Below are 2,655 nucleotides of genomic sequence, written 5' to 3'. Positions count from 1 at the left end.
TACCATCGGCGGAAATTAACAGTCGTTTTTTCTGCAAGTGATCGGCGGCGGGTTGCAGTATCATTTCGCTCAATTCCTGGGCCGCAACATTCACCCAGCCCTGATTGTGACGTCGCGATGGACGGGTAATAGTGCCTCGAAATTGATTTGCTTTTTCGGCAATTTTCTCCCGCCCCGGCAGTTTGTAGCTCGTCATTTCCGTGGAAGTGACGACCCAGAGATAGCTGGTTGCTTCCCCCAAGGAATACTGCAATAAAACCGTCTCTTCGTCCAAAACTTGTTGTTGCACTTGTGCCAACGTCAGTGGTTGCGGTTGGGTGAGGGCGGCGTAGCGGGGGCTGGCGGCGCTAATTCGGGCTCGAATCTCTTCGTATTGTTGCCAAAGTTGGGCGAGTTCCGCTTTGATATTTTCCTTTTGTTTTTCGCTGGAATTGTCGTCGCCGAAAATTTCCAGGCGGCGGGTTTCTACACGGTCTATTTCTTGTTGCAAACGGCGTTCTGCGGCGACCAATTCCGGAGCGACACCTTGGCGGATATCGGCGTTGGCTTCCCGCAGCAATTCCAACAAGGTCCGGGCGCGGGAACGTTCGCTGGCGTGGAAGGCTAGGGCATCATATCCTTTTTGGGGGTTTTGTTGATGCAGTTGCATTAATAGCCTGATGTAGAATTGGTACTCGTCCTGAACAGTGGAGAAAAAAGTTTGACGGAGTTCGCCGGGAGGGGCTAGGCTGCGGAGTTCTTCAATTAGATTAATCACTTGTTCCGTATTGGCAAGGGCTTCAGTTAGTTGACCTTGGGAAGCTTGAAGTCTAGCAATATTGTAAAGAGTAGTCGCTTCCCCGGCGCGATCGCCCATAGCCCTTCTCAAAAGCAACGCTTGCTGGAAATACTCCCGGGCTGGCCGCTTTTCCCCCAAGTCAAAATATATCCCACCGATATTGTTGAGAGTAGCCGCTTCCGTGGCGCGATCGCCGATCGCCCGGGACAAGGGCAAGGCTTGCTCGTAATAGTCCAGAGCTCGCCGGTTGTCCCACACAGTCTGGTAGAGTCCGCCGATATTGTTGAGGGTCGCCGCTTCCCCGATGCGATCGCCCGTAGCTCGGAACAAAGGCAAGGCTTGCTCGTAATAGTCCAGAGCTCGCCGGTTTTCCCCCAAGTTAAAGTCAACCCAACCGATACTGATCAGGGTTCTCGCTTCCATGGAGCGATCGCCCACCCCTCGAAACAAGGGCAAAGCCTGCTCAAAATACTCCCGGGCGCGCCGGTTTTCCCCCAACTGGGAATAGATTCCACCAATATTCTGGAGGCTAGCCGCTTCCCCGGCGCGATCGCCCAGGGCCCGGAACAAGGGCAAAGCTTGTTCGTAATACTCTCGGGCCTGCTGATTTTCCCCCAGCGCAGAATAGACCCCACCCATATTGTTGAGGATTCTAGCTTCCACAGCGCCATCGCCCACAGCCCGGGACAAGGGCAAAGCTTGCTCGTAATAGTCCAGAGCCTGCTGGTTTTCCCCAAACTCAGAGTCAATCAAACCGATACTGTTGAGGATTCTGGCTTCCGTGGCGCGATCGCCGATCGCCCGGAACAAGGGCAGGGCTTGCTCGTAATAGTCCCGGGCTTGTCGCTTTTCCCCCAAATCATCGTAAACCTTACCGATATTGAAAAGGGTGGCGGCTTCCCCGGCGCGATCACCCACCGTCTGTCTCAAAGGCAAAGCTTGCTTGTAATAGTCAAGAGCCCGCGACTGTTCCCCCAAGGCAGAGTAAACGACACCAATATTGTTGAGGATTGTTGCTTCCCCCAAACGATCGCCCAGAGATCGGGACAAAGACAAAGCTTGCTCGTAATAGTCCAGAGCCTGCTGGTTTTCCCCAAACTCGGAGTCAATCAAACCGATATTGTTGAGGATGGTGGCTTCCCGGGAGCGATCGCCGATCGCCCGGAACAAGGGCAGGGCTTGCTCGTAATAGTCCCGGGCTTGTCGCTTTTCCCCCAAAACATCGTAAGCCCCAGCGATATTCTCGAGGATGACGGCTTCCCCGGTGCGATCGCCCACCGCCCGAACCAGAAGTAAAGCTTGATGATAATACTCCAAAGCCCGCCGCTTTTCCCCCAAGTCACTGTAGACTCGACCCAGACCCAGTTGAGCTAAAGCTTGTTTGGTGCGATCGCCCGCCTGTTCGTACAACCGCACCGCCTCCTGATAATAGGGAATTGCGGCCCGCAGCGATTCTGCCGTCCCTTGCTGAAACAGTTTCAATCCCCTTTGGTAGCTGGCATCCGCCGCCGAGTTAGACCGTTGGGCGATGAGTGTCGGCTCCGCCAATGCCGGGAGTTGAAACCATCCCGCCGGAGCGTAAAAACCCGCGATCGCCACCCAGATAGACCACCCAGTTTTCGTCCACATCTGTCTCTGATTGTCAGTCATATCAAGTCCGTTTTAATACTTACATAATCCGGCGAGAAAAGGCAATAGGCAAGAGGCAATCGGCAAAAGTTTGAAGCGGTTTCAGGAGGGACAAGGAAAATCGGGAATTCTAATGGTTTGAGCAGACATGATATGACTTGATTGAGGAAATTTATAGCAACGAGCGCTCACGTGGTTACAGTTGAAATGGGGTCAGAAATTTTCAAACCCTTATAGAAAAGCCGTTT

Annotated in this window: 1 protein-coding gene; it reads right to left on the bottom strand. The window is 53.5% G+C overall.

The annotated features are described in order from the left end of the window. Positions 1 to 2,428: tetratricopeptide repeat protein (locus LKE08_RS21075; protein WP_324706225.1), on the bottom strand; the 2,428-nt coding region annotated here is incomplete at its 3' end. Positions 2,429 to 2,655: the final 227 nt, after the last annotated feature.

Source organism: Lyngbya sp. CCY1209 (genome assembly GCF_035615495.1).
Classification (GTDB): domain Bacteria; phylum Cyanobacteriota; class Cyanobacteriia; order Cyanobacteriales; family Microcoleaceae; genus Limnospira.
The sequence above is the reverse complement of the archived record's forward strand: the minus strand, read 5'-3'. Positions and strand labels throughout refer to the sequence as shown.